Here is a 22,832-nt window from a genome sequence, read left to right on the forward strand (position 1 = left end):
CTCGTAATAGAAATCGGTTAGGCATGCATAAAGATGACTTTGCCGCAGTTGCCGCTGCGGACGAGCTCGAACGCTTCCTCGTACTGCTCCAGGCGGAACCGATGCGTGATAAGCGGCGACAAGTCGAGCCGGCCGCTTTCCAGCAGCCCCTTGACCTGGTACCAGGTCGTATACATCCGGCGGCCGGTGATGCCGTCCAGCCGGAGCCCTTTGAAGATGATGTTCCGGGCCAAATCCAGCTCCACGCCGGACGCCGGTATGCCGAGCAGGGAGACCCGGCCGGCATTGGCCGTACCTTCCAGCCCTTGACGGATGGCATCGGGATGGCCGGACATTTCCAGAAGCACCTCGACGCCTTCGCCCCCGGTTAACGCTTTCAACCGGTCCGCCAGCGATTCCGTGCGGCTGTTCACGACGTGATCCGCTCCCATCGTTTTCGCCATATGCAGCCGGAAGTCGTTAATATCCGCCGCGATGACTTGAGACGCCCCGCACGCTTTGGCTACGGCCACCGCCATCAAACCGATGGGCCCCGCGCCGACGACGGCTACGCTTTTGCCGGAAGTTTCACCAACCATTACCGATTGCACCGCGTTTCCTAACGGATCTTGCAGACAAGCCAGCTCAAAGGGCAGGCGCGGATCGTTAAGTACGATATTGGACGCAGGCACGACGGCATATTCCGCGAAGCAGCCCGGAATCGTAATGCCGAAGCTGCGCGTATTCGGACAGACGTGCGCATTACCGCTGCGGCAGACGCGGCATACGCCGCACACGACATGGCCTTCTGCCGATACGTGGTCGCCCGGCTTTACGCTCGACACGTTCTCGCCGACGGCCTCCACGATCCCGGCAAATTCATGGCCGATCACATTCGGCGTCGCGACAGCGCTTTCCGCCCAAGCGTCCCATTTGTAAATATGAAGGTCCGTTCCGCATATGGAAGAGGATCGGACTTTAATCAACACTTCGTCCGGACCCGCCGTCGGAATCGGAACCTGCTTCAAGCTTAACCCGGAGGCGCGATTCTCCTTCACTAATGCCTGCATAGTTGCCCCCATGTCCATTCCTCCAAAAGTAGATATAATATAACGCACTTGTGTATGTTATAGTATACATGGTTCGCGTTTGGCAAGCAATGATCTTTTCAATATATTAATTATTTTGTACAATATAATATACGATTATTCTGAAAAAAAGGAGACCGTATCCAATGGACCATATTCCGATTAAAGTAGGCAAAAACTTAAAATCGATCCGCAAGTCGCGGGATCTCAGTCTGGATAAATTGGCGGAGCTGACCGGAGTGAGCAAAGCGATGCTGGCCCAGGTGGAGCGGGGCGACTCCAACCCGACGATCTCCCTGCTGTGGAAAATCGCCAACGGCCTGCGCATCTCGGTGACGACACTGATTGCAGAAGAGACATCGCAGGTAACGCTGGTCCGTTTCGCCGAATTGGAGCCGATTACGGAGGAAGCGGAAGGGTACAAGGCGTATCCGCTGTTTCCATTTGATGCGAAAACGCATTTCGAAGTATATACCGTTACCGTCGAACCGGGCTGCAGCCATCAATCCGAGCCTCACCAAGAAGGCGTGGAGGAATTCGTCATCGTGACGCAGGGGGCGCTGGATTTGCATATCGGGGATGAAGTGTATGCGGTCGAGCAGGGAGATGCCGTCCGGTTTAATGCCGACCAGGGACATATTTACGTCAATCGGTCGGACCGTCCGGCCTGGCTTCAGGTGATTATTCGTTATCCGTTCTGATAAGGAGAAGCAGGCTCCCCGGATCAATGGCGATGGTTTCGAGCTGGAGTCGGTGCGCTCCCGATTGGACGATGTATATCTATGGTAAGGAAGTGCTCCTGCATTTGAGCAGGAACTTGCCCGTTCGATTCGAATCTCCTTCATACTCCAGCACATCCCGATCCTCCGGCTTTCCGCGGGCCGACACCCGTTTTTTTCCATCCGCTGCAACTTTACAACGACATCCATCGTCTCTATGAGTACCAGAATCATCCAAATGGAAGAGGAGAAGAGAATGGAATCGTATCTGTTGAAAAATCGCAATCGATGGCTGATGCACTTGAACGCCGCGGCATGACCGGTTATAACGAAGAAACGTATATCGGCTAAACCGGAGTGAACGGACAAAACGATCAGCGTAAGAGAAACGGTTGCTTGGATGGGGCACTCCCTTGACTAGAGATACGGGGATATGATATTTTGTACGATAATGAAATTGCAACCCGAATCCAGCCTTATATGAAGAGACGCGATGAAGAGGAACAGTAATCAGCCGACCGGATCGCAGAGAGCCTACTGGGGTGAGACGTAGGCATCCGGAATTGATGAAAGAAGCCTCCGAGTACCGGGCCGAAAGCAAGCGGAGTACGTCCGGCGGGAGTTCCCGTTACAGAATCGATGTCGGCGCCATGCAGCGATGCAGCAGGGCAGCCGTACTTTAAGCGGGTCGTTTTACGGCCAAATTAGGTGGTACCGCGGAAGCCAAAGCCTTTCGTCCTTATGAGGATGAGGGCTTTTTTTGTTTTTCATTTCAACTATTGCGAAAGGATGAACCTGGATGACGACTTTAAACGAGCTCGCCGATTTGTTGTTTCCGAACGTTACCCGAACCCCCGAGGATATGCTTGCGTTATATCCGCCGAGAAGTTTGCCGCAGGGCGCGAAAGTGACGAGGTTCGCCCCGAGCCCGACCGGTTTTCTGACGATCGGGGGGCTGTACGCCACGATGATCTCGGAGCGGCTGGCGCGAAGCAGCGGCGGCGTCTTTTACTTGCGGATCGAAGATACGGACAAGAAGCGCGAGGTCGAGGGCAGCATGGCCGATATGATCGAGTCGCTGGCCGCGTTCGGTATCGCGATCGATGAGGGGCCTGCCGCCTCCGGCGAGGAAACCGGCGCGTACGGCCCGTACCGCCAAAGCTCGAGAGTGCCGCTGTACCACGTATGGGTGAAGCAGCTGGTCCGGCAAGGACTAGCGTACCCTTGCTTCTGCACGGAGGAGGAGCTTCAGACGATCCGCGACAAGCAGCAGGAGCAGAAAGTGACGCCCGGTTATTACGGCGAATGGGCCGTTCACCGCTTCCTGACTCCGGAGCAGGCGAAGGAGGAGCTGGCGGCGGGCAAGCCGTATGTGATCCGGCTGAAATCGCCGGGATCGCCCGCGAACCGGGTCAGCTACATGGATCTGGTCAAAGGCCCGATCGAGATGCCCGAGAACGATCACGATATCGTTCTGCTGAAATCGGACGGTATCCCGACGTATCATTTCGCCCATGCGATCGATGACCGGCTGATGGGGACGACCCACGTTTTCCGCGGAGATGAATGGTTGTCCTCGGTGCCGATTCATCTGCAGCTGTTCGAGGTGCTGGGATTCCCGCGGCCGGAATACGGCCATATCGCGCCGATCATGAAGATGGACGGAATGTCGAAGCGGAAGTTCAGCAAGCGCAAAGACCGGGACGCCACGGCTAATTATTACCGGAGCCAAGGATATCCGAGTCTGGCGATTAATGAATATTTCATGACGCTGATCAATTCGCACTACGAGCAGTGGCGGATGGACCACCCGGCGGAGCCGTACACCCGGTTTGCGATCGATACGAACAAAATGAACGCCAGCGGCGCTTTGTTCGACATGGATAAGCTGAACGATATTAGCAAGGAAGTGATCGCGAAATTAAGTGCGGAGTCCGTCTACGCAGAGACGTCGGGTTGGGCGGAAGTGTACGACCCGGAACTGTACGGCTGGCTGGGCGAGAATAAGGATTATGCGCTGAATATCTTCCGCATCGGAAGAACGCTGGAGAAGCCGCGCAAAGATATGGCCAAGTGGGGAGACGTAAGAAGCTCTGTCGCGTTTTTCCATGACGGCTGGTTTGAGGACGCAACGTCCGGCGGATACCCGCTGCCGCCGTCGGTCGATGGTATGACCGCGAAAGGAATCGCAGAAGAGTTTCTGAACCGTTACGATCCGCGGGACGACCGGGACGCCTGGTTCGGCAAGGTGAAGGAGATCGCCGAAGCGTTCGGCTTCGCCCAAGATACGAAAGCGTATAAGAAACATCCGGAAGCTTACAAAGGGAGTGTCGGAGATGTCGCCGCCGTCCTGCGATCGGCCTTGTCAGGCAGGCTGAACGCCCCGGATCTGTACGATGTGATGAACGTGATGGGGGAGGAGCGGGTGCGCGGCAGACTGAGCCGGTTTGTGCAGGGATAAGGCCGGAAAAGAAAGGCGGCGAAAGGGTTAATTGCGGATGGCGCGCTTCCTCCCGCGAGTGTCGCCGGTTAGCTTTTTCGCTGTCCGGAGGCACATGTGGTATGATTTTATTAACGGATTGTGGTTAAAAAAACGCCGACCGAAGGCACGGAGGGGCGCGCATGGACATTCGCGACAAGGCAAGCACGGGGATAACGGGCTTCGATCAGGCGATCGACAAGCTACGGCTGGGCGACAACGTCGTATGGCAGGTCGATTCCGTATCTGACTACAGGAAGATGGTCGAGCCGTACGTCCGTCAGTCGAAGCTCGATAACCGGAAGCTCGTATACGTCCGTTTCGGCAGCCACGAACCGGTGCTTGAAGCCGATCCGGCCATTACGGTCTATCCGGTCGATGCGGAGAAAGGGTTCGAGAGCTTTGCGACGGCGGTTCACAGCCTGATCGAGCAGGAAGGCCGCAAAGCGTTTTACGTGTTCGACTGCTTGACCGATCTGCTGCAATACTGGCATTCCGATCTGATGATCGGCAACTTTTTTAAGGTGTCGTGCCCGTTTCTGTACGAGCTTGATACAATCGCTTATTTTGCCATCGTCCGCAACGTGCATACGTACAGCACGATCGCGAGCATCCGGGAGACGACGCAGCTGCTGCTCGATTTGTACCGGGTAGGCGACAACTACTATATTCATCCTCTGAAAGTGTGGAACCGGTATTCGCCCACGATGTTTTTCCCGCACCGCATACGGGGACAGGAAGCGGAGTGCATTACGGCGAGCGCGGAGTCGGCCGAGCTGTTCTCCAGCATCCAGCGCGGCGGGGAGCGGCTGGACTATTGGGACGTCCTGTTCCACAAGGCGAGAGAGGAGCTGTCGCAACCGCCCGAGCGTCAGGAGGCGGCCAAGCGGATGCTGATGGCGATGCTGATCGGCCACGAATCGCGGATGTTCGAGCTGTGCGACCGGTATTTTACACTGGAGGATATTTTGGCGATCGCCTCTAGGGAAGTCGGGACCGGTTTTATCGGAGGGAAAAGCGTCGGGATGCTGATCGCCAGAAAAATCTTGGAGCGCGAAGGCGGCGAGCGATTCGCTCCGTACATGGAGCCTCATGACTCGTATTATCTGGGGGCGGACGTGTACTATACGTACATCGTGCAGAACGGCTGGTGGAAGCTGCGGACGAAGCAGAAAACGAAGGAAGGTTATTTCCGCTACGCACCCGAGTTACAGGAAAAGCTTCTGTGCGGCACATTTCCGGAGAACATTCAGGAGAAATTCGTCCAACTGCTGGAATATTTCGGGCAATCGCCGATTATCGTACGGTCCAGTTCGCTGCTCGAAGATAACTTCGGCAATGCGTTCGCCGGCAAGTACGACAGCGTATTTTGCGCCAATCAAGGCACGCCGGAAGAGCGGTACGAAGCGTTCGAGCAAGCGATCCGCACCGTATACGCCAGCACGATGAACGAGGATGCGCTGCAATACCGGCTGAACCGGGGACTGTTCGAGCAGGACGAGCAGATGGCGATTCTGGTCCAGCGGGTATCCGGCGACCATTACAACGATTTGTTTTTTCCGCATCTCGCGGGCGTCGGCAATTCCTCCAATCTGTACGTGTGGGATAAAAGCATGGATATGGACGCGGGCATGCTTCGTCTGGTGTTCGGACTGGGGACGAGGGCGGTGGACCGGACGGTCGGGGACTACGCGAAAATCGTATCGCTCGATAACCCGCAGCGCAAGCCGCTCAGCCTGGCCGAAGACTACCGGAAATATTCCCAGCACTACGTAGATGTCATTGCCTTGAAACAAAACACGCTGTCGACCAAACGGCTGGAGGACGTTCTTCCTTACGATCTGAAGGTGGACAAAGCGCTGTTCGCCTCGCCGGACTACGAGACGGCGCTTCGTCTGAGCGAGCTCGGCTACACCGGGTACAAGACGCCGGATATTCTCGATTTCGACAGCCTGCTTACAGGGACCGGGTTTCCCGGCCTGATGAAGGAGCTGCTCGCTTTATTGTCGGGCGTGTACGATTATCCGGTCGATATCGAGTTTACAGCCAACTTTACGAAAGACCGCCGGTTCAAAGTGAATGTGCTGCAATGCCGTCCGCTGCAGACGAGAGGGCTGGGCAAATCGGTCCATATGCCGGAGCTGACCGACGGGGACGATTGCTTCTTCTCGTCCAAAGGAAACTTTATGGGCGGCAACGTCCGGCTGCCGATCGATTATGTCGTTTATGTCCATCCGCAGGCGTATCTGGACCGCAGCGAACAGGGAAAATACGAGGTCGCCCGGCATATCGGGTACGTTAACGCGATTCTGAAGCATCGGCATGCGATGCTGATCGGCCCGGGCCGATGGGGAACGACGACGCCGTCGCTCGGGGTGCCGGTTCATTTTTCCGAGCTGTGCCATATGTCCGTTATCGTCGAGACGTCTTCGGTCGAAGCCGGATTTATGCCCGAGCTGTCGTACGGCAGTCACTTTTTTCAGGACTTGGTCGAGTCGGGGATATTTTATGCGGCATTATTCGACGGGCAGCCGGACGTTGCGTATGATCCGCAGCACGTCCTTCGGCTGGACAATGCCCTGTCCGAGCTGTCTCCGCAAAGCGCGGCGCTGTCGGACGTCATCCATATCGCGCGGACGGCGGGAATGGAGCTATTCTCGGATATTGTGACGCAGAAGCTGCTGTGCAGATAGAGGCTGTAAGAAACAAAGAGGAGAAGGGGAGAGTATACAATGCCGCCAATTGTACAAGGGTTGATCAAGCTGGCCCTCGTTGCGGTCGTCATCATCGCCGCGTTTAAGTTTCACATCGGTGCGGGGATCGGGGTGCTTGTGCTGCTGCTCGCGTTCTGGATCTACAAGAGCCGTTCCGCGATCTATGCGCAGCAGGGTAATGTAGCGTATATGAAGGGCGATATGAAGACGGCGCTCGCCAAGCTGGAGAAAGCGTACCAGACCAAGCCGTATCATCCCCAGCATATCGCCGGCTACGGCTTCCTGCTGGCGAAGGCGGGAGAGACGGATCAAGCGGAGCGGGTGTTAAACGAGGTGTTGTCCGGCCAGCTTTCGAACGAGATCCGGCTGCAGGCTCAAGTGAATCTGGCGACCGTGTACTGGCTGCAGGGCAAGCAAGACGAAGCGCACGACCTGCTTGAGACCGTGTACGAAACATTTAAAAACACGACGGTGTACGGAAATTTGGGTTATTTCAAGCTGCTGCGCGGCGAGTTGGATGATGCGCTCCGCTTCAACCTGGAGGCGTACGAGTACAACGACGGCGATGTGACGATCCTCGATAATTTGGCGCAAACGTATTATTTGCTCAGCCGATACGAGGAAGCGGCCGAGATGTACGCCAAAGCGGTGGACAAGTCTCCGAAGCATGCGGAGTCTTACTACTATTATGCGTTGACGCTTCAGAAGCTGGGACGTCTTGAAGAGGCGGCCGAGCAGATCGGCTATGCGAAGCATAAGGAGCTTGCGTTGATTACGACGGTAACGAAGGACCAGATCGAAACTCTGGCGAAACAGTTGGAGCAAGAGGTTGAGCCGGAATCGGAGACAGAACCGGAACCTGTCCGGGACGACGACCGATAGGAGCGCCGCAGACGGCCGGCCGCTATGGAAACAGGAACGCACCACCTTGCATGGGGGGCGAGCCTTTCTATAGCGGCCTTGCCGCGTTCTGACGGCGGTCGGCCGCCTGCCAGGAATAGAAGCTGTACCGATTTTTGCCGAGCTCCTTCGATACGTAAAGCGCCGTATCGGCCCGCTTGCATAACGTCTCGACGTCGATGCCGTCATGGGGGGCCAGCGATATGCCGATACTGACCGAGATGCTCGCTTTCTCAAGCGGAGAGTGCCGCTTGAGCGGTCCTCGGACCGCTTCAATCAGCTGTACCGCCGTATGTTCCGCTTCCTCCTTGCTCGCCGAAGGCATAAGGATGACGAATTCGTCGCCGCCAAGCCGCACGGCGGCATCTCCTTTGCGAAGGACGGAGCGGATGCTGTGGGCGACCCGCTTCAGCAGCAGATCGCCGGCATCGTGACCGTAATCGTCGTTAACCGATTTGAAATTATCCAAGTCGATCATAAGCAGGGCGAGCGTATCTCTGTTATCCGCCAGCATCGATTCGAGCAGCTCCTCGAAAGCCGCGCGGTTGTGCAAGCCGGTCAAGCTGTCGTGAAAAGCGAGATGCATCGGCCTGGCCACCCATCTGGAGATAATAAGGGCCAGAACGACCGTTACGAACAGGACGGCGATCAGCTGGACGATGAACGTCCTCCGGTTTTCCTGCAGGAAAGCCTGCAAGTCTTTGTCGTTGTAAATCATTTCGAGCACTTTCGTCTGCGTGGAACCGCTGTCGTACTTGGAGTCGTAGTTCACATAACGGTAGATCGCCGGCAGCCCTTCCCAGTCGCCGCGAAATTCGCTCGTTTGTCCGGTTGTGAACGTTTTCTCGAACGCGTCCCTCCGCGAACCCGACAGCTTGCTGGCGTCGGCCAGCTCGCCCAAAGCGTGGCCGCCCATATTCAGCACGTTGATCTCGTAAAAAGAATCGTCCTGGGCTACGAGCTCGTTGATCGCCTGGAAGAAGTTGAAATGCTGGTAGATCATACTGTCCTGCAGTGTGTAGCCGAGCTGAAATATATACCTTTTGTCGGGTGTCGCCATATAGCTGTATTTTTTTAAAATGCCGGTGTTTTGCTCGATATCGATTCCGTCATGATAAAATTCGCCGGTGCTCCGCCGCTCCTTCAAAATGGCGGCCAGCTTGCCGCAGCAAGCTTTAAAGTCCAGTCCGACTTCGTCCCGCAGGCTGCTGTAGACGATTACATCGTTCTCGTCGATAATGTGGATGTCGTAGGTAAGCTCTTTCTTCAGCGCTTCCAGATCCCAACTGCTTACGGACGGAGCGTTCTCATATTGGTTCAGCAAATAAACGGTGCTTTCCCGCATCTTGGCGGCTATATTCTCGCCGAGCACGTAATACGCTTTCTCCATCGATTCCAGCGCGTACTTGACGGTTTGCTCGCTTTTCCGGACTTGCTCCGCTTTGCCCAGACGGGCTTGATCTTTCAGACGATAATGATCCATCAGGGCGATCGCGACGGACAGCGCCATCGCGAAAATGATCATCACGACCGTCAATTTCATCCTAAACCGAGATTTCACAGAAATACCTCCGTCACAAGCCCAGATGTCGCGCGTCGAATAAGGATATATATTCCACATGAGTTGACAATTACCTCTACGTCCGGACGCCGAAATCCGGGGGAACGGCCCGATAATTGCGGCGCTCGAATTAGGGTTGACTTTCTGGATTGCATCGTTCAGCGGTTCTGCCTGCGGAGCAAGCGAAAAAAAGCGTTCCGGGCCGCCATCGAGGCGGACCGGGACGCTTATCCGTTACAGCAGCTTCGTCGTCCATGATTCGCAGTTCCAAACCTCGGTCGCGACGTCGCGGTAAAATTCCGGTTCGTGAGAGATTAGCAGGATGGTTCCTTTGTAAGCTTGCAGCGCGCGCTTCAACTCATCCTTGGCATCGACATCGAGATGGTTCGTCGGCTCGTCGAGCACGAGCAGGTTCGTCTCTTTGTTGATCAGCTTGCATAGCCGGACTTTAGCTTTCTCGCCGCCGCTCAGCACGTCGATCCGGCTCTCGATATGTTTCGTCGTCAGACCGCATTTGGCGAGCGCCGCGCGGACTTCGAATTGCGAGAACGAAGGAAATTCGTTCCATACCTCGTCGATGCAGGTCGTGCTGCCCGATCCCTTCATCTCCTGCTCGAAGTAGCCGATATACAGATGCTCTCCAAGCTCCACCGATCCGCCGAGCGGATGGATCTCGCCGAGAATGCTGCGCAGCAGCGTCGTTTTCCCGATGCCGTTCGAGCCGACGAGGGCGATCTTCTGGCCGCGTTCCACGCGCAGATCCAGCGGCCGCGACAGCGGTTCGTCATAGCCGATGACTAGACCTTTCGTCTCGACGACCAGTTTGCCGGACGCTCTGGCGTCCTTGAAGCGGAATTCCGGTTTCGGCTTCTCCTTGGCGAGCTCGATGACGTCCATCTTGTCCAGCTTCTTCTGGCGCGACATCGCCATGTTGCGGGTCGATACCCGGGCTTTGTTGCGGGCTACGAAATCTTTCAGATCGGCGATCTCCTGCTGCTGCTTTTTGTAGGCCGACTCCAGCTGCAATTGCTTCGCTTCGTGCTGCTGCTGGAAGACATAGTAATCGCCGACGTAGCGGCTGAGCTCCTGATTTTCCATATGGTAAATCAGGTTGATGACGCTGTTCAGGAACGGAATGTCGTGAGAGATTAGAATAAAGGCGTTCTCGTATTCTTGCAAATACCGCTTGAGCCACTCGATATGCTGCTCGTCCAAATAGTTCGTAGGCTCGTCGAGCAGCAAGATGTCCGGCTTTTCGAGCAGCAGCTTCGCGAGCAGCACTTTGGTCCGTTGCCCGCCGCTGAGGTCGTGAACGTCTTTCTCCAGACCGATATCCTCCAGACCGAGGCCGCGAGCAATCTCTTCGACCTTCGCGTCGATCATATAAAAATCGTGATTGGTGAGCGCGTCCTGGATCGTGCCGACATCCTCAAGCATCTTCTCGAGCTCCTCGGGTGTCGCTTCGCCCATCTTTTCGTACATGCCGTTCATTTCCGCTTCCATCTCGAACAAGTAGGCGAATGCCGTCTTGAGCACATCCCGGATGGTGAGCCCTTTTTGAAGCACGGAGTGCTGGTCCAAGTAACCGACGCGGACCCGCTTGGCCCATTCGACCTTGCCTTGATCCGGTTGCAGCTTCCCGGTAATAATATTCATGAATGTCGATTTGCCCTCGCCGTTAGCGCCGATCAATCCGATATGTTCGCCCTTGAGCAGCCGGAACGACACGTCGCGGAAGATGGCGCGGTCGCCGAAGCCGTGGCTTAAATTTTTGACAGTCAGTATACTCATTGTGCACCTTTTTCATTATAGTAGTAGGGGATGGGAGTCTTACACAGGGTCATTCATCGTGGTAAATACATCGATTATAAGCTTTTCTTTTAGAGTAAGAAAGTCTTATGTTTCAGCGAAGCTTAACACTTTCTGCTCGCAAGAAAAGCTACCTCTTACGCAGGGTCATTCATCGTGGCAATACATCGATTATAAGCTTTTCTTATTATAGTCCGAGCATGAACCGAAACTCAACCGGAAACTATAACTGAAAAAGAGGTTTCGGTGTCTGAGCCCATCTTGCCGCCAAACCGGCGCTGCCGCCGCGGTTCACAAAATATTTCTTCCCCCGCGCTTTACATTCCGGGCTTACGCGATACAATAAGGGTAGTTCGAACAGGAAAAAACGGAGGCGGTACAAGGTGAATATAGGAATCGTTGTAGCGCTGATTGCGCTGATTGGGTTTGCCGCCGTCGCAACAGTGCTGATCGGTTTGTCCAAGCAAAACGTCGAAGGGAATCCCGATTACGATAAAAAGATCGGTAAAAATACGTTAAGACTGACGCTGATTTACGCAGTTGCCACGATCGCGGCTGTGCTCGCCTTTATTTGGTGGTATGTGGGGTAAGTCTGACATGGTAGCAGAGAGCGGTTTACAAGAGAGATGGGGGCTTTCTCCGAACCGGGAGAGAGCTTTTCGTTTTTTTGCGGCCGGTTACGAAGCGGAGCTTTACTTTGTGGAGATGGGTTGCGGGAGGGTGCGTATGCGGGGCGGAACGATTTTGCTTGTGGACGACGAGAAAGAGATTATGGGTCTGCTGGAACTGTATTTGAAAAATGAAGGCTTCAACCTGCTTACGGCAAGTGACGGGGTGGAGGCTCTGGAGCTGCTGAACGCGAACGACGTCGATCTGATCATTCTCGATGTAATGATGCCCCGGATGGACGGCATTGAGGCGTGCATGAAAATAAGAGAGAAACGGCAAATGCCGATTATTATGCTGTCGGCCAAAGGCCAGGAGATCGACAAAATTATGGGGCTCAGCATCGGGGCCGACGATTACGTCGTTAAGCCGTTCAGCCCGCTCGAGATGATGGCCCGGGTCAAATCGCAGCTGCGCCGGTACCGGCAGCTTACGGCCGCCTACAGGAACAACGACAACGAAATCGTTATCGACGGACTCGAGATTCAGGTGCTCACGCATAAGGTGACGGTTGATCAGCAGGAGGTTCGCTTAACGCCGCGCGAATTCGCGATCCTTCACGTTCTCGCCAAAAATCGCGGCCATGTGCTGAGCATGGAGCAAATTTACGAGACGGTGTGGAACGAACCTTTTTACGAATCGAACAATACGGTCATGGTGCATATCCGCAAAATCAGGGAAAAAATCGAACGCGACCCGAGCAGCCCTCACTATATCAAGACGGTATGGGGAATCGGATACAAGATCGAATGAACGCACGGGATTGCGGTCAGACTGGAGCGGGACGGTTATGAAAACCAAGTTTATTTATACGGTTCGCTGGAAATTTATGTTTGCCTTCATGCTCAGCGCAGCGCTTGCGGCCGCGACCGTGCTGATCGCTTACCGGCTGCTCCTGGTTCTGGTCTACGTGAAGCCGTTCGCCGCTCCGATCGGGTGGGTTGTCCGCGAGATCGGCTCCGCTCCGGTTATGGTTGTCGTGGGCGCGATCCTATTCCTGGTCTTCTTCTTTCTGTTCAGCCGCAAAAGCATCGGTTATCTCGATGAGATTACCCGCGGGCTTCAGGAAATAGCTAAAGGCAACCTTGACTATAAAATCGTCACCAAATCGTCGGACGAGATGGGGGCGGTCGCGGATCATTTCAACCAGATGACGGAAAAGCTGCGGAAATCGATCGAAGAAGAGCGAGATGCGGAACGGACGAAAAGCGAGCTGATCACCGGGGTATCTCACGACTTGCGCACACCGCTTACGTCGGTGCTCGGCTATCTGGAGACGATCGAGAACGACCGCTACAAGGACGAGGTGGAACTGCGGTATTATACGAGCATCGCCTACGAGAAAACCAAAACCTTAAAACGGCTGATCGATCACCTGTTCGAATATACGTCCCTGAGCGGCGGAGGGATGGAGCTGGAGCTGAAACGGGTGAATCTGATCGGTTTCCTGAAGCAGTTGGCGGAGGAGTTCATCCCGGCGCTGACGAAAGCGGGTATGTCCAGCCGGCTCGTTACCGAAGAGGACCACGTATATATTCAAGCGGACGGCCATCAGTTGATGCGCGCCTATGAAAATTTAATCTCGAACGCGATTCGTTACGGGAGCAAAGGGAAATTTGTCGATATCCTGATCGGCAAAACGGACGGCGAAGCGGTCGTGGAAATTGTCAATTACGGCGAGCCGATTCCCGAGCGGGATTTGCCTTATATTTTTGAACGGTTTTATCGTGCGGATGCTTCCAGATCGTCGCAAACCGGAGGGACAGGTCTTGGGCTGGCGATTACCAAAAGCATAATCGAGCTGCACGGCGGACGTTTATCCGCACGCAGCGGACGGAGAGAGACTGTGTTCGAAACGGGCTTCCCTCTGGATCGATCCGGATCATAAGCAGATTAGACGGAAGACCGCAGGACGGTCTTCTTTTTTTTGCGCCAAAAAAGGTCGTTTGGCACCGGGAAAGTCGCCTTCGGGCTATGCGAACATCTTAATTTTTATTAAGAATCCCTTAAGCGACCGATAAGCGGCCGAACAAAAACGGTTAAACTTTGTCCGCTATACTGGTCAGCATACATCGAGGAAAGGAGTAAATCGCTTTTTACGTAATTACCGAAATTCTAATGATAACGGCGAGGTGCTACATGTCACGCAAAGGGTTGATTATCGCAGCGATACTGCTGGTCGTATTCCTCGGAGGAGCCGCAGGGATCTACTACAGCAAGGGGAAAGATCCGGCACGGGCAGGAGGGGCGGACGATGCGAATGATGTAAAAAGAGAACCGGTAAAAGTGCATTCCGTGGAAAAAAGGAAAGACAGCTACGACTTGATTGTCGTCGGTACAGACCCGGAAGGGATCAGCGCAGCCGTCTCTGCGGCGCGAAGCGGACTGAATACGCTGCTTGTCGACAGCTACGGCCGCGACGTGCTGGGCGGACTGATGACGGTCGGCTGGCTGAACAGCATCGATATGAACTGGGACAACACCGCGGCTTCGATCCCGGGTAAAGGAAGAGATCATTTCAACAAAGGGATATTTACCGAATGGTATAAAAAAACGGAGGGCCATTCCTTCGATGTGACGACGGCTGCCAATGCGTTCTATGATATGGTCCGGGCCGAGAGCCGCATCGATCTGGATATGAAGGTGGCCGACGTGGAGCCGATCGTTGCCAAGGAAGGCGGAACGGTCCGGATCGAGGGCGTCACGATCACGGGAACCGATGGAACGAAGCAGGAGGTTCGCTCGAAGGCGGTTATCGACGCTACGCAAGATGCGGATATCGCCGCTGCGGCGGGAGTTCCTTTTACGATCGGACGCGAGGATCTGGGCGATCCCGATTCGCGGATGGCCGTGACCGCCGTATTCCGGCTGAACCATATCGACGACAAAGCTTGGGATCTGATCGCCAAACGGCTGAACGGGGACGGCGACAGCAATACCGGAGTCAGCGACATGTCGGCATGGGGCTACGGCAACGAGATGAAAAAGTATGTGCCCCTAAATAAAGAACAGACGAAAATGCGCGGCTTGAATATCGGCAGACAACTCGACGGTACGATTCTGATCAATGCGCTGCAAATTTTCGGAATTGACGGAATAAACCCGGAATCGAGAAAAGAAGCGCTGGAGATTGCCCGTGAGGAAGTTCCGAACGTAGTAAAATTTCTGCAGACGTTCGAAGAGTTCAAGCATGCCGAGCTCGATGCGATCGCCCCCGAGCTGTACGTCCGCGAGACGCGGCATATGAACGGTCTGTACCGGCTAAGCGTGATCGACTTGCTGGAAAACCGCGATCAATGGGACCGGATCGCGTTCGGTTCTTACCCTGCGGATATTCAAAGAACCTCGGTGTCGGACAACGGTGCGGTCGTCGTACATCCGCTCAAATACGCCGTCCCCTTCCGCAGCATCGTTCCGCCAAACGTAGACGGTCTGCTGGTCGTAGGCCGCTCGGCCAGTTACGACACGCTGGCGCACGGAAGCGCGCGCGTGATTCCTACCGGCATGGCCGCAGGCGAAGCGGCGGGTGCTGCGGTTAAACTGGCGGTCGAGCACGGAGTTACGTTCCGCGGCATGGCCGAGTCGAAACCGCTGATCGCCGAACTTCAAAAACGGCTTAACGACCAGGGGATGGACCTGAAGCCGTATACGCTTCAGCCCCAGCCCTATATGAAGCATAAAGCGTATACAGGGCTGAAAGCGGCCGTTTATACCGGGATTGCCGTCGGTTCTTACAATAACGAAGCGTTTTTGCTCGACAATCCGTCGAATATGCAGCGCATGGTGAATCAGGTTCATCACATCCGACGCATGTACCCGGACTCTTTCCAGGGCGATCCGGCCCAGGCTGTAAAAGGCGTGGAGGAGCCCGCGAAAAAACCGTTGACGCTGCAGCAGGCCAGCTACACGATTGCCAAAGGAATCGGACTCGATGCGACGATCGACACGGCTCAGGACGAACTGGCGAACCGGAAGCTGTTATCGCCATCCACCGTCGACCTGATCGGAAATCCGGAGAAATTAACGGACGGTGATGCGTATATGATGCTGAAGGATGCGATTGAAGCGCTGGCAGGCGTTACCTTTTAGATTCGAAAAAGAAAACCGTCACCGGCGTTTGGCCGGTAGACGGTTTTTGTCAATAGATCACAATAATATTCTTCACTGTATTAAAGCGAAGATGAGCCCGGAATTTAAGCTAAACGATACTCTAACGGACATGGTGGAAGCTATTTCGCTAAAATACAGTTTTTTTAAATGTAACGGTCACCACAGCACCTATTTACTCCGAACCACCTCTAAAAGTAACATTTCTCACCAAATAGTTGCATCCATGTCCCTTAGAAATCAAATGGATCGAAATTCATCACAATAACGGCCTCTGTGTCCGTTAGAGTTTGTGATGCAAATCGCCTTTATTTCATCATTCAAGCGGGACGGCCCTGGATGATCGCATCCAACTGGCGCGCCGTGTCATACACTTGCTGCAGCGGACTGGACGAGTAGATGCCGATCTCCGCCGTCAGCGTGTCCGCGTAGCCGATCTCCTTCAGCGCCGCGACCACTTCCGGCCAGTTGACGTCGCCGCCGAGCAGCGGGACGAAGCCGCCTCCGTTGCCGACCGACGTTTTGAAATCTTTAACGTGGACTTTTACGATCCGGCTGCCGAGAATGCGAATCCAATGCTGCGGGAAGCCGTACAGCAGGATGTTTCCAACGTCGAAGTAGACGCCTGCGTAAGGGGAATTCAGCGTATCGATATAGGTTCGCATCTCGAGAGGCGAGAGCAGAAACTTGTTCCAGACGTTTTCGATTCCCATCTTGACGCCGCGTTTTTCCGCTTCCGGAACGAGCTTCTGCAGCTCGCTCAAGCTTCGTTCGTAGCAATCGTCGTACGAAGTGGCCGGATTCACGACGCCGGGAACGACCAGTACCGTATCCGCTCCGATCCGCTCGGCAAGGTCGAGCTGCTTCGTCACGACGCTCCGTCCTGTCGCCCGCATGTCCGCGTCGGCCGACGAGAGCGGGCTTCTCCCCATCAGGGAAGTCGAGATGCTGCGCAGCTGGATGCCGTTCTCCCGTGCGAGCTTGGCGATCTCGTCCGCTTCGCCGGGAGTCGTTTCCATCGTCAGTCCGACTCCTCCCGGCGGGTTGATGTTCAGTTCTACGGCATCGAAGCCCGCCTCGCGGCTAACTTGGAACAATTTCGGCAGCGGGGTGCCTTCAGGAAAACACCATTGGTTGACACTTTTCAGCATAACGGGTTCCTCCTTCTCGCCTTACACTTGAGCCGTGCTGGCGGAGATTGTGACGGCGCGCCCGGTGGCGGCCGATTCGTTGGCGGCGAGCGTCGCTTCGAGCGTCGCTACAGCTTCATCGTAGCCGCCCAGCACGAGCTCCTGACGGCCGGTCCGCACCGCTTCGATAAAGGCGCGGTCCTGCTCCAGGTAAAAGTCGGTGTTATATTTCTCATCCACATTCAGCTCGTTGTCGACGATGCGGAGCGCCCCGCCTTTGATCGTGACGTAGAAATCGGAGCCGATCAGCTCGACGTCGCCGCGCCCGAACTTCTTCGACATGCACGCAGTGCTGAACGAGCCGACTGCGCCGGACTGAAGCGAGAACGAGATGATGCCGACGTCCGGAATCGTAGCGTCCGGGAATTCCTTCAGGATGCTGCGCTGCGCATAACGCGCATGTACCTCGTGGAAATCGCCGACCAGGTAACGGATCAGGTCGACCTGATGAGTGGACTGCTCGACGAGCTGTCCGCCCGATTTGTCCATTTTGCGGAACCATGGAGTTCCGGGCAAGCTGCCGAGCCGGTAAGACAACACCATGTCGACCGATTTGTCTGCGAGATATTCTTTTGCCTTCTGGACGGATTCCAGGTAACGCAGGCAATAACCGGAAGAATGAATGATCCCGGATTCCTGAATGATTTTGCTTTTGGAACGGACAACCTCCATGTTGAGACCGACCGGCTTTTCCGATAGCAGGTGAATGCCTTTGCGGGCGGCGGCTTCCTCGATTCCGTCTCTGGCGAAAGGCGGCGTGCAAATAAATACCGCGTCCACCGCACCCGATTGAAGCAACTGGTCGGCGCTGTCGAACACTTGCGCTCCGTATTGCTCCCCGACCTGGCCTGCCCGCTCGGCATTCAAGTCAAATACGGCGGTAAACTCGGCCTGCTCCAGCTTTTGCAGCGTTTTCATATGATGCTCGGCCATTCCTCCGGCTCCGATAAAACCGACTTTCACTTTGCTCATGTGGGAAATCCTCCTTAGGGACGATGGTTACACGAACAAGGATAGTGGATATGCCCGGAAAAGTATTTATTCAAATGGAACCGGAATTTACGCAAAAAAACGGGCCGCGCGTAGCGGACCCGTCTAAGGCCGGTCAGGTAAGGGGTTCTCCGCCGCCGTGATTCATTTTCTGCCGCTTGCGCCAGAGGGTGGGGGAGACGCCTTCGGCGGACTTGAACCACTGGGAGAACGAGTGGAGGCGGTAAAAGCCGACTTGACCGGCGATCTCGTTCATATCTTTGTCGGTCGCACTCAGCAGCCATTTGGCCTCCTGCATGCGGCACTGCTGCTGGTACTGTTTGGGGCTGAGCTTGTATATTTTCTCGAACGTGCGGCGGAAGCCGGCGACGGTTAACCCGGACAGCTCGGCCAGATCTGCCATCTGGACCGTTTGTCCCAGATTTTCGCGCAAGTAGTCCGCAGCCTTCGTAATGGTCATCGCCTGCAGATCCGTCTGGGAATGCTCGTACAAATAAAGCAGCAGCATCTCCGCCCATACCGCATAATTGCGCTGGCGGTCCTTCAGCGAGGCGGCGAGCACCCGCAGCCATTCGCGGAACAGCTTCTCGAACCGGTCCCGGTCGATCCGGGACAAGGCGTACAGCTTCGGCTGGGTGTAGTTGCCGGCCAACTTGTCGGCCGCTTCGCGCAAGGAGGGGGGCATGCCCTGAAGGTGAAATACCCCGTACCGCACTTTCGTGATGGCGGCGAACCGGTGCGGGATGCCCGGAGGAATGACGACGACGTGCCCCGTCTCGATATGCTGCTTGCGCTCTGGCCATTCGAAGAGGCCGCGTCCTTCGAGGACGATTTCGATTTCCAGCGTCGTATTCTGGTGAAATCCGATGTCCTGCCATGTTTCGTCGAACTTGCCGATAAAGCTGCGGATATGGAATGTCCCGTCTTCCATCTCTGCTCCTCTCCCGGCGGTCGGCCGTTTGCGGCGGATTGTCGCAGCCCGGCGCTAGCCTTTCTTCTGCTGCTCGATCCGTTCCGCCAATTCGTTTAAGTAGGTCCACCGCTCGATCAGATGCTCGAGTGCGGCTTCCGCCTCCTGCTGCCTCGCGGTCAGCTTCGCCAGCGCCTCGTAATCGGCCCCGCAGGCGGAGACCGCTTCTCCGACCTCGTGGAGCTCGCGCTCCGCTTCGGCTATTTTCCCGTCGATCTCTTCGAACTCCTTCTGTTCCTTGAAGGAGAATTTGAGCGCTTTTTCCTTCGGGCGGCCGTCTGCCGGAGAAGTTCTGGAATCTGCTGCCGGCTTGGATTCTTTGGCGGAGCTTTCCTTCGCTTCGGCGTCCTTCATCCGGTCGCGGAATTCCGAATAGTTGCCGGTATGGTGGCCGATCTCGCCGTCTCCCTCGACGACGAGCAGCGTATCGACCGTACGGTCCAGGAAGTAACGGTCGTGAGAGACGACGAGCACCGCTCCGGGAAAATACTCCAAATAATCTTCTAGCACGGTCAGCGTCTGAATATCCAGATCGTTGGTCGGCTCGTCCAGGAGCAGGACGTTCGGACCTTCCATCAGGATGCGCAGCAAGAACAGCCGGCGCTTCTCGCCGCCCGACAAGCTCGCGATCGGCGTCCATTGCGCCGCGGGAGGGAACAGGAAACGCTCAAGCATTTGCGAGGCGCTGACGATCTCGCCGTCGGACGTCCGGACCTGCTCCGACGCTTCCCGGATATATTCGATCACTCTAAGCTTTTCGTTCAATTCTTCATTCTCTTGGGAGAACAAGCCGATCTTCACGGTCGGTCCGGTATCGATCATGCCGGAATCCGGTGCCAGCCGTCCGGCAATCAGCTTCAGCAGCGTCGACTTGCCGGCGCCGTTCGGCCCGACGATGCCGACCCGGTCGTCGCGCTGTACGATATGGCTGAAGGAACGGATGACGGTACGGCCCTCATACGATTTGCCGACCTCGTTCAGCTCGATCACTTTTTTGCCGAGACGGGCTCCGGCAAGCGAGATGTCCATATCGGCGGGCGCCGCGTCGGGTACTGCGTCCTGCAGCTTCTCGAACCGCTCGATCCGCGCTTTCTGTTTGGTCGACCTGGCCTTAGCCCCGCGGCGAATCCATGCCAGCTCCCGGCGCAGCAGGTTTTGCCGCTTCTCTTCGGAAGCTTGCTCCCGGGCCATCCGCTCCGCTTTCTGCTCCAGAAAAACGCTGTAGTTGCCCGTGTACGGATACAGCTTTCCTTGGTCCAGCTCGATGATTCGTCCTGCTACCCGATCCAGAAAATACCGGTCATGGGTAATCATAAGGAGGGCGGACTTGGACTTGGCCAAATACGACTCGAGCCAGTCGACCGTCTCCGTGTCGATATGGTTGGTCGGCTCGTCCAAAATGAGCAGATCGGCCGGGCGGATCAAGGCGCCGGCCAGGGCGACCCGCTTGCGCCGGCCGCCGGATAACGTGCCCATGCGCGCGTCGAAATCGTCGATTCCGAGCTTGGTCAAGATCCGCTTCGCTTCGTTCTCAAGCTGCCAGGCGCCTTCCGCATCCATTCGTCCGGTCAGCTCCAGCAGCCGCTTCTGAAGGCCGCTGTCGGTGTCTCCGTGCTCCAGGCGGCTGACCACGGCTTCGTAGTCGCGCAGCAGCTGCATAAGCGGCGTGCGGCCGCTGAATATTTGCTCCAGCACCGTAGCGTCGTCGTCGAAGGGCGGGTTTTGCGGCAAATATTCGATTCGGACTCCGCCTCGGACGGCGATCGATCCTTCATCGGCCGGTTCCGCGCCTGCGATCACTTTCAAAAACGTCGACTTGCCCGTTCCGTTGACGCCGATCAGCCCGATCCGGTCGCCTTCATTGATGCTGAAAGACAGGTGCTCGAACAGCTTTTTCATGCCGAAGCTTTTGCTTAATCGTTCTGCGGTGAGTATATTCATCGTTTCGTAGTTCTCCGTTCCCGTTAATATAAGCACAAGCATAGCATATTTTACCCGATAACTGAACGTTTTTGGAGCTGCATTGACGCTTCGTATAGGGCGTGTTATCGTAAGCACATCGGAGAGGGACGGGCGGTATGCGAACGATTAACGAAACGGAGCTGACATCATGAACCGGTTGCAGGCTTATGCGCCTCACGTCTACTTTTTCTTTTTCTTCGCGGCCGCGGCCTCTTATTCGCCTTTTCTCGCTTTTTGGCTACGCGAGGCGGGACTGACCAGCCAGCAGATCGGCATCATCTATGCGATCGGTCCTTTCGTAGCGTTGTTCGTTCAACCGATGTGGGGACTTCTGTGCGACAAGTACGGCATCGAGAAGACGGCCTTGATGATATGCGGCCTGATGACGCCGGCGATCGCGTTCGGCTATTCGACGGGAGCGGGATTTGCCGTCTTTGCCTCTACGGCGGTCGTGCTCGCGATATTCAACTCCCCGATGGTGCCGCTGTCGGATGCCGTCGCGGTTGCCCATGCCCAGAAGCACCGGCAAACGTACGGCGGCGCACGGGTATGGGGTTCGATCGGCTTCGCTCTGATCGTGTCGCCGGTTGGGATTCTGTATACGCATATCGGCATCGATAAGATGTTTTTTCTATATATGGGGCTTATGATCGTCGTTGTGGCGATCACGAGATTGCTGGAGAAAGGCAGTGTCCGCAAAAACGCCTCGATGCGTGACGTCGTGAAGCTGTTGGGCCAAAAGGAGCTTTCCGTTTTTCTGCTGCTCGTGCTGCTTGTCGCCTGCGGCACCCAAAGCTTCAGCATCTTTTTCTCCGTCTATTTGGGCACGACGGGCGGAGAGGTGTCGGAGAAAATCGGCTGGCTGTCGACCGTGTCGGCTTTGTCCGAGCTGCCGTTTTTCTTTTTTGCGACGAGATTTACCGAGCGGTTCGGCTACCGGGCCATTTTGGCGTTGGGCGCATTCGTGGCGGCTTCCCGGATGATCATCTTGTCGCTGGACCCGCCGTTCGCGGTCCTGCTATTCAGCCAGATGCTGCAGGGGATAACGTTCGCCTTGTTTTATGCGGCGGGTGTCCAGTACGTCAGCGACCTTTGTCCGGATAGCTGGAAGTCGACGGGGCAGACACTGTTCAGCATGGTGTACGTCAACTTGGCGATTTTGATCGCGAGCAACGCGGGAGGCTGGCTGATCGATCATGCCGGGTTCGGGACGATGTTCCGGTTTGCGGCGGTATCGTGCGCGCTGGGCGGCATCGGTTTTTTGATTTTGAGCGGGCGGGGAGCGGGAAGCCGTGTGGCGGGACGTTCCTGAAAAGGTTGAAGTATACCACGATTGTCCGGATTTTTCGTCCTTGCTATTCAAAAGTTTACCGTATGCAGCACAATCGTCCCAAGCTTGGCTTGGGGCGATTTTTTGTGTTTTTTTAAAAGGATTCAATTTCAATCCTTGCGGTCATCCTTGGAAACGTTCAGCGGATCGGGGACGGAAATCTTGTGGAATGAACGCAGCAGCTGCCCGGCAACAACAAAGATCGATTCGTGATTAGCGACATAGCGCTGGATCGGCTTTATCTGCAAGCAGTAATACCGAGGGAATGAATGATTGTGTTATGTATATGTAATATAAAATGACGTTAATTAACGAAAATATACTCATTCGCAAATTTTGTGTTATAATAATTAACATAAAGAAGTGGA

The 22,832-nt window shown here is 55.5% G+C and carries 16 protein-coding genes and 1 other annotated feature; of the genes, 9 read left to right on the forward strand and 7 right to left on the reverse strand.

What is annotated here, in order from left to right; translation table 11 throughout:
* Positions 1-17: 17 nt before the first annotated feature.
* Entirely contained in the window at positions 18-1,061 is a 1,044-nt protein-coding gene (gene tdh / locus AC3Y2E_RS05410; RefSeq protein ID WP_379207949.1) for an L-threonine 3-dehydrogenase, read from the reverse strand.
* A gap of 152 nt (positions 1,062-1,213) precedes the next feature.
* Between tdh and AC3Y2E_RS05415 the strand changes: the two genes are divergently transcribed.
* The 4 genes from AC3Y2E_RS05415 to AC3Y2E_RS05430 all read left to right on the forward strand — a co-directional run bounded on the left by AC3Y2E_RS05415 (position 1,214) and on the right by AC3Y2E_RS05430 (position 7,861).
* The gene (locus AC3Y2E_RS05415; protein WP_332074461.1) at positions 1,214-1,768 is read left to right on the forward strand and encodes a helix-turn-helix domain-containing protein; all 555 of its coding nucleotides are present in this window, start codon (positions 1,214-1,216) and stop codon (positions 1,766-1,768) included.
* Positions 1,769-2,270: 502 nt separating this feature from the next.
* Positions 2,271-2,530, forward strand: a binding site (T-box leader).
* A gap of 55 nt (positions 2,531-2,585) precedes the next feature.
* Positions 2,586-4,247 (forward strand): glutamate--tRNA ligase, encoded by a 1,662-nt coding sequence (locus AC3Y2E_RS05420; RefSeq protein ID WP_379207952.1) that lies wholly within the window; start codon positions 2,586-2,588, stop codon positions 4,245-4,247.
* Between the two features lie 161 nt (positions 4,248-4,408).
* On the forward strand, positions 4,409-6,958 hold the full coding sequence (locus tag AC3Y2E_RS05425) for a PEP/pyruvate-binding domain-containing protein (RefSeq protein WP_379207954.1): 2,550 nt from the start codon (positions 4,409-4,411) through the stop codon (positions 6,956-6,958).
* Between the two features lie 39 nt (positions 6,959-6,997).
* Positions 6,998-7,861, forward strand: a complete 864-nt coding sequence (locus AC3Y2E_RS05430) for a tetratricopeptide repeat protein (protein ID WP_379207957.1) — start codon at positions 6,998-7,000, stop codon at positions 7,859-7,861.
* 67 nt (positions 7,862-7,928) lie between these two features.
* Here the strand turns inward: AC3Y2E_RS05430 and AC3Y2E_RS05435 are convergent, their stop codons facing one another.
* Both AC3Y2E_RS05435 and AC3Y2E_RS05440 read right to left on the reverse strand, forming a co-directional pair.
* Positions 7,929-9,440, reverse strand: coding sequence for a diguanylate cyclase domain-containing protein (locus AC3Y2E_RS05435; RefSeq protein ID WP_379207959.1), 1,512 nt, complete (start codon positions 9,438-9,440; stop codon positions 7,929-7,931).
* Between the two features lie 234 nt (positions 9,441-9,674).
* Complete coding sequence (locus AC3Y2E_RS05440) at positions 9,675-11,231, reverse strand: ABC-F family ATP-binding cassette domain-containing protein (RefSeq protein ID WP_379207961.1); 1,557 nt, start codon at positions 11,229-11,231, stop codon at positions 9,675-9,677.
* A gap of 401 nt (positions 11,232-11,632) precedes the next feature.
* On the opposite strand from AC3Y2E_RS05440, the gene AC3Y2E_RS05445 reads away from it, so the two are divergent.
* The 4 genes from AC3Y2E_RS05445 to AC3Y2E_RS05460 all read left to right on the forward strand — a co-directional run bounded on the left by AC3Y2E_RS05445 (position 11,633) and on the right by AC3Y2E_RS05460 (position 16,004).
* Positions 11,633-11,839 (forward strand): hypothetical protein, encoded by a 207-nt coding sequence (locus AC3Y2E_RS05445; RefSeq protein WP_190930651.1) that lies wholly within the window; start codon positions 11,633-11,635, stop codon positions 11,837-11,839.
* A 136-nt stretch (positions 11,840-11,975) separates the two neighbouring features.
* Positions 11,976-12,668 carry a response regulator transcription factor gene (locus AC3Y2E_RS05450; RefSeq protein WP_379207964.1) on the forward strand — a complete coding sequence of 231 codons (693 nt, stop codon included), beginning with the start codon at positions 11,976-11,978 and terminating at the stop codon, positions 12,666-12,668.
* 37 nt (positions 12,669-12,705) lie between these two features.
* Positions 12,706-13,803: a sensor histidine kinase gene (locus AC3Y2E_RS05455; RefSeq protein ID WP_379207966.1), complete on the forward strand. Its 1,098-nt coding sequence runs from the start codon at positions 12,706-12,708 to the stop codon at positions 13,801-13,803.
* A gap of 251 nt (positions 13,804-14,054) precedes the next feature.
* Complete coding sequence (locus AC3Y2E_RS05460) at positions 14,055-16,004, forward strand: FAD-dependent oxidoreductase (RefSeq protein ID WP_379207968.1); 1,950 nt, start codon at positions 14,055-14,057, stop codon at positions 16,002-16,004.
* A 338-nt stretch (positions 16,005-16,342) separates the two neighbouring features.
* Here AC3Y2E_RS05460 and AC3Y2E_RS05465 read toward each other — a convergent pair whose 3' ends face one another.
* From AC3Y2E_RS05465 to AC3Y2E_RS05480, 4 genes are all read right to left on the reverse strand, one after another.
* Positions 16,343-17,173 carry a sugar phosphate isomerase/epimerase family protein gene (locus tag AC3Y2E_RS05465; RefSeq protein ID WP_379207970.1) on the reverse strand — a complete coding sequence of 277 codons (831 nt, stop codon included), beginning with the start codon at positions 17,171-17,173 and terminating at the stop codon, positions 16,343-16,345.
* Positions 17,174-17,194: 21 nt separating this feature from the next.
* On the reverse strand, positions 17,195-18,184 hold the full coding sequence (locus tag AC3Y2E_RS05470; protein WP_190930646.1) for a Gfo/Idh/MocA family protein: 990 nt from the start codon (positions 18,182-18,184) through the stop codon (positions 17,195-17,197).
* Between the two features lie 133 nt (positions 18,185-18,317).
* Complete coding sequence (locus tag AC3Y2E_RS05475) at positions 18,318-19,133, reverse strand: helix-turn-helix domain-containing protein (protein ID WP_379207973.1); 816 nt, start codon at positions 19,131-19,133, stop codon at positions 18,318-18,320.
* Positions 19,134-19,187: 54 nt separating this feature from the next.
* Positions 19,188-21,113 carry an ABC-F family ATP-binding cassette domain-containing protein gene (locus tag AC3Y2E_RS05480; RefSeq protein ID WP_379207975.1) on the reverse strand — a complete coding sequence of 642 codons (1,926 nt, stop codon included), beginning with the start codon at positions 21,111-21,113 and terminating at the stop codon, positions 19,188-19,190.
* 169 nt (positions 21,114-21,282) lie between these two features.
* On the opposite strand from AC3Y2E_RS05480, the gene AC3Y2E_RS05485 reads away from it, so the two are divergent.
* Positions 21,283-22,446 (forward strand): MFS transporter, encoded by a 1,164-nt coding sequence (locus AC3Y2E_RS05485; protein WP_379207977.1) that lies wholly within the window; start codon positions 21,283-21,285, stop codon positions 22,444-22,446.
* Positions 22,447-22,832 lie beyond the last annotated feature (386 nt).

This window comes from Paenibacillus sp. MAH-35 (genome assembly GCF_058135425.1).

Bases quoted from the DNA above. Each gene is read 5' to 3' on its own strand.
- AC3Y2E_RS05485 (WP_379207977.1), top strand. From the start codon at position 21,283: ATGAACCGGTTGCAGGCTTATGCGCCTCACGTCTACTTTTTCTTTTTC.
- AC3Y2E_RS05455 (WP_379207966.1), top strand. From the start codon at position 12,706: ATGAAAACCAAGTTTATTTATACGGTTCGCTGGAAATTTATGTTTGCC.
- AC3Y2E_RS05430 (WP_379207957.1), top strand. From the start codon at position 6,998: ATGCCGCCAATTGTACAAGGGTTGATCAAGCTGGCCCTCGTTGCGGTC.
- AC3Y2E_RS05440 (WP_379207961.1), bottom strand. From the start codon at position 11,231: ATGAGTATACTGACTGTCAAAAATTTAAGCCACGGCTTCGGCGACCGC.
- AC3Y2E_RS05475 (WP_379207973.1), bottom strand. From the start codon at position 19,133: ATGGAAGACGGGACATTCCATATCCGCAGCTTTATCGGCAAGTTCGAC.
- AC3Y2E_RS05450 (WP_379207964.1), top strand. From the start codon at position 11,976: ATGCGGGGCGGAACGATTTTGCTTGTGGACGACGAGAAAGAGATTATG.
- tdh (WP_379207949.1), bottom strand. From the start codon at position 1,061: ATGGGGGCAACTATGCAGGCATTAGTGAAGGAGAATCGCGCCTCCGGG.
- AC3Y2E_RS05420 (WP_379207952.1), top strand. From the start codon at position 2,586: ATGACGACTTTAAACGAGCTCGCCGATTTGTTGTTTCCGAACGTTACC.
- AC3Y2E_RS05470 (WP_190930646.1), bottom strand. From the start codon at position 18,184: ATGAGCAAAGTGAAAGTCGGTTTTATCGGAGCCGGAGGAATGGCCGAG.
- AC3Y2E_RS05460 (WP_379207968.1), top strand. From the start codon at position 14,055: ATGTCACGCAAAGGGTTGATTATCGCAGCGATACTGCTGGTCGTATTC.
- AC3Y2E_RS05425 (WP_379207954.1), top strand. From the start codon at position 4,409: ATGGACATTCGCGACAAGGCAAGCACGGGGATAACGGGCTTCGATCAG.
- AC3Y2E_RS05415 (WP_332074461.1), top strand. From the start codon at position 1,214: ATGGACCATATTCCGATTAAAGTAGGCAAAAACTTAAAATCGATCCGC.
- AC3Y2E_RS05480 (WP_379207975.1), bottom strand. From the start codon at position 21,113: ATGAATATACTCACCGCAGAACGATTAAGCAAAAGCTTCGGCATGAAA.
- AC3Y2E_RS05465 (WP_379207970.1), bottom strand. From the start codon at position 17,173: ATGCTGAAAAGTGTCAACCAATGGTGTTTTCCTGAAGGCACCCCGCTG.